This window comes from Microcystis sp. LE18-22.4A (assembly GCF_027531105.1).
In the GTDB taxonomy this organism is placed as follows: domain Bacteria; phylum Cyanobacteriota; class Cyanobacteriia; order Cyanobacteriales; family Microcystaceae; genus Microcystis; species Microcystis aeruginosa.
The window spans coordinates 1-6336 of sequence record NZ_JAPZRB010000445.1; the positions used below are offsets into that span (position 1 = coordinate 1).

The following is a 6336-nucleotide window of genomic DNA, read 5'->3' on the forward strand; positions in this document are numbered from 1 at the left end:
CAGTACCGCCGCCCAAACCGTCACCGCCGGAAATCTCACTCTCACCCTAGCTAGTGCCACTGCCTTTGAAAATGTCATTGGTGGTAGCCTCAACGACACCATTGTGGGCAATAGTCTGGCCAATTCCCTCACCGGTGAGGCCGGTAATGATAGCCTGACAGGCGGTCTTGGCAAAGATATCCTGACGGGAAGCGATGGATTGGATACTTTGAATTACAATTCTCTCGGTGAGTCGCTGCTGAGTGGCTTTGATGTTATTCAAGGCTACAATGGCACAGGTGCCAGTCTTGATAGCATTAATGCCCCTGGGTCTATTGCGGCCATCACTTTGACCGCATCGAAAGGGACAGCTACTTCTTTAACCGCAGCGGCGATTCAGTTGGTCTTGACTAATGCGGCCTTTGCTGCTAACACGGCGGAGGCTTTTAAAGTGACAGGTCAAAATGGTACTTTTATCGCTCTCAATAATGGAGTGGCCGGTTTCCAAGCCGCTAGTGATGCAATCATTCAACTGAGTGATTACGACATTGCTGTCGCCACACCAGTGGTAGTGATCTAGATTGAGAGATCATTTAAGTTTGCAGGCAGTAGGAGACTCTTCTCCTACTGTGACTGGGGGTCTTTCCAATGTTCATAGGGTTTTTATCTGGATTATCTCAGCTTTCAAGCTACCAGCATCCGATCGCTCGGCTTTAGGAGAAAAGGCTCACCGGTTTGGTAGTTGTCATCAGCGTCTGGGATTAGCTGCGGCGATCATGACCACTACCCTATTTTGACCAGGAGTCGCTATCCTCAGTTTTGTCGCTGATGCAGAAACTGAATAAAATGCGAAAATATCTCCTAGAGAAATATTCTTTCAGTCACTAGCCTGTAATCGCTAATCTTTGCTTCTCTTCTCATCCCTTAACCCCCCAAATGAGCATTGCCAAATTAATTATCTCGAGCGTCGCTCGACTTTTCCCAGGGGCAATTTTCTATCAACCGACAGGAGAGAAAATTATCGCCCTTACTATCGATGATCTACCCACTCCCAACGATCCCGAAGAAAAATCCACCGATCGCATTTTAGCAGCGATCGCCGCTCATAATCAAGAAAAAGCCAGCCGGGCAACTCCCGTCAAGGCGACTTTTTTTCTGATCACGGGACACCTGCAACCGAACTCCACCTTGATTGAGCGTCTAATCGCCCAAGGTCACGAAATCGCTAATCACGGCAGCCAAGATCTCCGCACCAGTCAACTGGCTGCCGACGCTTTTGCCAGTCAGTTTCGGGAAGCTAACGATATTTTAAGTCGTCTTGCCGGTCAAGCGCTGCGCTGGTATCGTCCCGGTCAAGCCTTCTATAATCAATCTATGCGCTCGTTTTTGGGGAAATTCCCTGGCTACGAGTCCCGATTTGCCCTCGCTTCCATGATCCCTTTAGATACCAGAAAAGGAACGAATCATCCTCAATTTACCACTTGGTATATCTGGCAATTTATTTTCCCCGGGGCGATTGTAGTGCTTCACGGTGGGTCCCCCGAAAGAGACGAGAATACGGCGATCGTACTGAAGAATTTATTAGCTAAATTACACGATCGAGGTTATCAGGTGGTGACTCTCAGCCAATTAGTTGATCACAAACGTTATTAGGTGACATTTTCTAGGCATTAAGGACAAGAAAAGATCGCCAATTCAAAAAAAGAAAGAAGTTTTATTTGAGAATTTCTGCCTTCTTATTGTCAAAAATATTATCTATAATTTTCATTTTCTCTAAGTAAATTGGGTTGATGATATAGCGTTTCCTAAGCTAGTGAGGTACACCTATTTTTCTTCCCTTTTGCCTTCTGCCTCTTGCATGAGTGCCTAAAACCCATCACTTTTGTACCTCAGCAGACTGAAAAACGCTATAATTGATTAACTATTGAGGGGATTATTGGTTCTTCGGTTTGTCTTATGCAACGGACAGGATTATAAGAGATGAAACCCTTATAGAGAAAGACATTTGGTGATTTTTGTCAATTGTTTTCGCTCTAGAGCGAACTAATCAATTAAATCTTTTGCCAGATAAGGATTTAGTCGATTTATGCCACCCTATCGAACCATAACAAGTAACGAAGAACCGGATTATTTTGATTCCTCTATTTTCTTGCGCCTAAATAGGGTTTGCTGAAAAACTTTTTCAGCAAGCCCTAACTAAGAAAAGGTGCGATATCGATGGGGAACCAATCCCCGTCTAATACTTGTTCGAGAGTGAATATAGACTCTAGGGGAATTGTATTTTTATCGACAATTCTCCCATCAATTAGGGTTTGTCTCGCGTCTGAATAGGCCTCCCCGAAGGAATTGATGGCATGATTTTTCAGCGTTGGGGTTTTCATCTTTTTTTTCAGTTGCACTCGAAAAGTGGCTATCTCTCCTAGCCAATGACGCGCGTTTCGTTCTCTTTCCGCTGCCCAATAACTCAGTTTCAGAAGGTGGATTAATAGTTGAGTTAATAAACTTTCTACGGCCTGGCGCTCACTTTTTCCCATCCATTCGACTTCCTCGATCAGATTTTCCCAGTCCACCCTGTCAAACTCTTTTCGCTTTAACAGTTCGGCGGTTTTTTCTGTCCAGAGAACAAAATCTTCCTCATAGAGAACGGAGAGCGATGGCGGGGTTTGTGCGGTCATAATAGATTTCTGACGTTGCTGATTTGAGATAGGAATCTTCTTGTGTGGGATTTTTAAAACCTAGGGCCAAACTAGCTTTTGGATAGGATGCACAGTTGGTAAGTAGCTAGAGACAATTAATTACACATATCTAACTAGCTCTTGCATGAGTGCCTTTTGCCTTTCCTAACCAAGAAGTTAATTTCGTCCTATTACTTATTCATACCTTGAGTCAGCAACACCAGCAGCAGAAAAATTAATTCTGACTCAAAAATAAACTGGGCAATCCGATAAGATTATCCTGCTTAAAAAAGATCGAATTTTGTTGTCGCAATTTACCGATTAATCTTGTTACTGTGACTCTGGTAGTGCCGATGGCGCTGGCAATTTGAGCGTGAGTTAGGGGATAGGGAAGATAATAGCCTTCTACACAGGGTTGACCGTATTCTTCCAATAATATAACCAAGAACCCCATTAATCGATCGAGGGAGCGTTTTTGACCGAGAATACTCAACCAAAATAACTTACGCTGGTATTGATGGCGAAAAGTTTCCATAACAGCCGATCGCAATTGCGGCCATTGTTCTAGGTCTTCCCAGTATAACCAGACTAACTCGGTCTCGTCTAGATGAGCTTGGGCTTGTAATTGAAAGGGAAATTGAGAAACAATCTCAAAAGGTTGACCTGCACCCACAAAACCGAGAAATACTTCCTCACTATCGGCAATAGGTAGTTGACGGGGGGATTTTTGGTCAATAACGTTAACTTGTGCCTGACCAACAATACGAATCGCCCCAGATTCCACAAAGTATAATAGCCCGGGGCGCGTGGCTACTCTTTCATCTTTGGCAAAGGTATGATTACGATAATGGGATTTTGCCCAGTTAAAGATTTCTGTTTCTTGACCGATTAAGGGTATAAAATCCGACGAAGGAACCGAAGAAGACATTAAAATTAATAACCCACTGGGGCGTTGAGGGAACTGTAAACTAATGTAACAAAAAATTTCTGCGATTGGGGGGGGTCTTGTGGCCGCTAGATGGTTATTGGTCAATAATCCCTAAAAGTTGCGGGGATTGGGCAGATAGGAGAATTATTAAGTATTCTTAACAGTATCCCCGCCCCAATGTGACAAAAGCTAGATAATCACCTTATCTATTTTTAACTTTTTCTCGCTTTTCTGGGGACTATGGCTTAGGATAGGATGCGTAACTATAATTTTCTATCCGATGATAAATGATAGATGATAGTTGATAGATAACTTAAATTTATACTTTTCCTTAAAAACTTCGGTCAAACTTGTATGAATAGCATTAGACAAAAAGTTGAATCCCTCTTGAATCAATTACCAGATGATTGTTCAATTGAAGATATTCAGTATCATTTATACGTTCTGGAGAAGGTGCGTCAAAGTTTGAACGCTGCCTCTCTGGAGAATACAATCCCCCAAGAAGAAGTTGAGGGTCTTTTAAACAAATGGCTGATCGAGTGAATTATCGCCTTGTCTGGTCGCCCAAAGCAATTGAAGACGTGGATGCGATCGCATCTTATATCAGTCGAGATTCCCCGTCCTATGCGGCGGCCGTCGTGCGTCGAATTCTTGATATAAGCTATTCTTTAGAAAATTGTCCCCTAGAAGCGAAAAAATGCGCTGAATTTAGCGATGAAACCATCCGAGAAAAGTCTGCCTACGCCTACCGTCTGATCTATCAAATTCAAGGGTCAGTAGTTATTATAGCGGCGATCGTCCATAGCAAGCATTTCTTGGATTGATCGAGTCAGTGATCAGTGATCAGTGGTCAACCGTTAGGAGTTAGGAGTCAGGAGTCAGGAGATAGGAGACAGGTTTTAGGTGTTGGAGGTTGGGGTTTTGGGGTTTTGGGGTTTTAGTTCAATTTCCCCACTTCCCCACTTCCCCACTTCCCCTAACCCCCAACCCCCAATTTTGAGCCTAATTCCCGCTTAATCCGGTTGAGAATCGAGGTTTCATCGAGGGAATCGAGAATACTGGCCACCACTGCCTTCGGGCCATCGGGTCCCCAGGTGGCCCCATTAGCGAGATAGGTTTTCGTCACTTGGCCGATCGCGTAACAGGATACACCGGCAACTCCCGCTTGAGTCAGGGCGATCGAAGTATAGGGAAGGAGAGAAATGCCGCCAGTGGCAGGAATCGAGAGGCCAAGCAGTCCTTTGAGGGAACTTAAGCCCAAAACCGCTAAAAATTCGCTGGCACTAATACCCCCCATATTGAGGGCAATTTTTTGTAAAAGAGCGATCGCCCCCTGACGAGTTAAATCGATGCCGTATAAGCGAGAAAGAGCGAGAATCATGGCTAGATCGATAACTGCCCCCGTAAACAGATCCAACACCGTCACCGGATTCAGAGCGATCGCCGATGCTTTGATCATCACTGCTTTTTGAATCAATTGATTAGCCCCGCGATCACGGATAGCCATTTTGCGGGCGACAATTTGCTCGTTTACCTCGTCCGCATACAGCATAGAATTGAGTGCTACGAGCGATTTACCCTCTCGCTCTAGAATTTCCAAAATTTTGAGTTTCAGGGCTTCTATCTGGGGGTTTCCCCGAAATCGTTGCGTTTTTAGCCGACCATCCTGCCCTTGAACCGTCTCCGCCAGGAGGGGAGAGGCCGCCACCATAACAATCTCATCGGGGGAGAGTAATTCTTTCACCCGTTCTGAGGCGATTTTCTCATAGATAGCGAGGCGATCGACTTCCGGATACTGATCGATTTTATTAAAGACCAAAATCATCGGTTTTCCTGCTTCGCGTAACTTGGCCAAGGCGGAAAATTCCACTTTGGTCATATCACCAGAGATGATAAAAAGGATTAAATCCACCTGCTGCGCCACCTGACAGGCGAGAATTTCCCTCGTTTGCCCATCTACCTCATCAATACCGGGAGTATCAAGCAATTGCACCTGAGCATTACCCTGGCCGTTCAGGGTCAGACGCGCTAGATGAGGGAAAGTATCATCGCTGCTTAACTGCCAATTTACCCCTTTAATGGTGCGGGTAACTCCGTGTAGAGGACCGGTTGTAAAGATTTCTTGACCGACCAGAGCATTTAAAATCGAGGATTTTCCCCGGCCCACCAGGCCAAAAGCGGCAATTTGAATCAGGGATCGATCGAGTTTTTCTAGCAGGGCCACCAGGCGATCGATCTCCGCTTCTAGACCAATTTTCTCGATCGAGGTAAGATCCAGACGATCGACAAGTTTGCTCAGAGAATTGCGTGCCTGATTATAGTTGAGTTCTTCTTGAATAGTGCCGACACCTCGAAGCGCTTGTTCTAGGTCTTCGGTATTCCAAGCTCGATCGAGAGACGGGTCAGAGGTCATTTCAGTTATCAGTTATCAGTTATCAGTGATTAAGTAGGTAGGTGTTAAAAATTGTCAGATACCCGCCTTATCAAGGGGGGATTAAGGGGGGATCGGCACTCCCCTTATCAAGGGGGGATTAAGGGGGGAACCATCTTCAATTTAATTATAACCAGCTTATTATCAAGGATAATCAGGGTCACTAACCCCGCCCTAAAAGCGACGGGGCTTGCCTAAACCAATTTAGGCGACGCAAGTAGAGACTACCGCATCGAGACACAATCTGGCACAGACCTCCGAATACTTCCCTAGTTCGGATTCCCTCTCAGCTTTATTGGTAAAGCGTTGTTAGACAAGACATC

Annotated in this window: 8 protein-coding genes; 5 read left to right on the forward strand and 3 right to left on the reverse strand. The window is 45.1% G+C overall.

What is annotated here, in order from left to right:
* From O9295_RS19540 to O9295_RS19550, 3 genes are all read left to right on the forward strand, one after another.
* Positions 1–559: bluetail domain-containing putative surface protein (locus tag O9295_RS19540; protein ID WP_288034683.1), on the forward strand; the 559-nt coding region annotated here is incomplete at its 5' end.
* Position 560: 1 nt separating this feature from the next.
* Entirely contained in the window at positions 561–776 is a 216-nt protein-coding gene (locus O9295_RS19545; RefSeq protein ID WP_288034685.1) for a hypothetical protein, read from the forward strand.
* 139 nt (positions 777–915) lie between these two features.
* Positions 916–1632, forward strand: coding sequence for a polysaccharide deacetylase family protein (locus O9295_RS19550; RefSeq protein ID WP_288034687.1), 717 nt, complete (start codon positions 916–918; stop codon positions 1630–1632).
* Positions 1633–2171: 539 nt separating this feature from the next.
* Here O9295_RS19550 and O9295_RS19555 read toward each other — a convergent pair.
* Complete coding sequence (locus O9295_RS19555) at positions 2172–2654, reverse strand: DUF29 domain-containing protein (RefSeq protein WP_190722218.1); 483 nt, start codon at positions 2652–2654, stop codon at positions 2172–2174.
* Positions 2655–2889: 235 nt separating this feature from the next.
* Entirely contained in the window at positions 2890–3582 is a 693-nt protein-coding gene (locus tag O9295_RS19560; RefSeq protein WP_288034689.1) for a Crp/Fnr family transcriptional regulator, read from the reverse strand.
* 354 nt (positions 3583–3936) lie between these two features.
* Here O9295_RS19560 and O9295_RS19565 point away from each other — a divergent pair, with 354 nt between their 5' ends.
* The gene (locus tag O9295_RS19565) at positions 3937–4125 is read left to right on the forward strand and encodes a hypothetical protein (protein WP_002737442.1); all 189 of its coding nucleotides are present in this window, start codon (positions 3937–3939) and stop codon (positions 4123–4125) included.
* Positions 4110–4406: a type II toxin-antitoxin system RelE/ParE family toxin gene (locus O9295_RS19570; RefSeq protein ID WP_079206196.1), complete on the forward strand. Its 297-nt coding sequence runs from the start codon at positions 4110–4112 to the stop codon at positions 4404–4406. The genes O9295_RS19565 and O9295_RS19570 overlap by 16 nt, the downstream gene beginning before the upstream one ends.
* A gap of 152 nt (positions 4407–4558) precedes the next feature.
* On the opposite strand, the gene O9295_RS19575 is transcribed toward O9295_RS19570, so the two are convergent.
* Positions 4559–5995: a GTP-binding protein gene (locus O9295_RS19575; protein WP_288034692.1), complete on the reverse strand. Its 1437-nt coding sequence runs from the start codon at positions 5993–5995 to the stop codon at positions 4559–4561.
* Between the last annotated feature and the right edge of the window lie 341 nt (positions 5996–6336).

Bases quoted from the DNA above. Each gene is read 5' to 3' on its own strand.
- O9295_RS19550 (WP_288034687.1), top strand. From the start codon at position 916: ATGAGCATTGCCAAATTAATTATCTCGAGCGTCGCTCGACTTTTCCCA.
- O9295_RS19555 (WP_190722218.1), bottom strand. From the start codon at position 2,654: ATGACCGCACAAACCCCGCCATCGCTCTCCGTTCTCTATGAGGAAGAT.
- O9295_RS19560 (WP_288034689.1), bottom strand. From the start codon at position 3,582: ATGTCTTCTTCGGTTCCTTCGTCGGATTTTATACCCTTAATCGGTCAA.
- O9295_RS19565 (WP_002737442.1), top strand. From the start codon at position 3,937: ATGAATAGCATTAGACAAAAAGTTGAATCCCTCTTGAATCAATTACCA.
- O9295_RS19570 (WP_079206196.1), top strand. From the start codon at position 4,110: ATGGCTGATCGAGTGAATTATCGCCTTGTCTGGTCGCCCAAAGCAATT.
- O9295_RS19575 (WP_288034692.1), bottom strand. From the start codon at position 5,995: ATGACCTCTGACCCGTCTCTCGATCGAGCTTGGAATACCGAAGACCTA.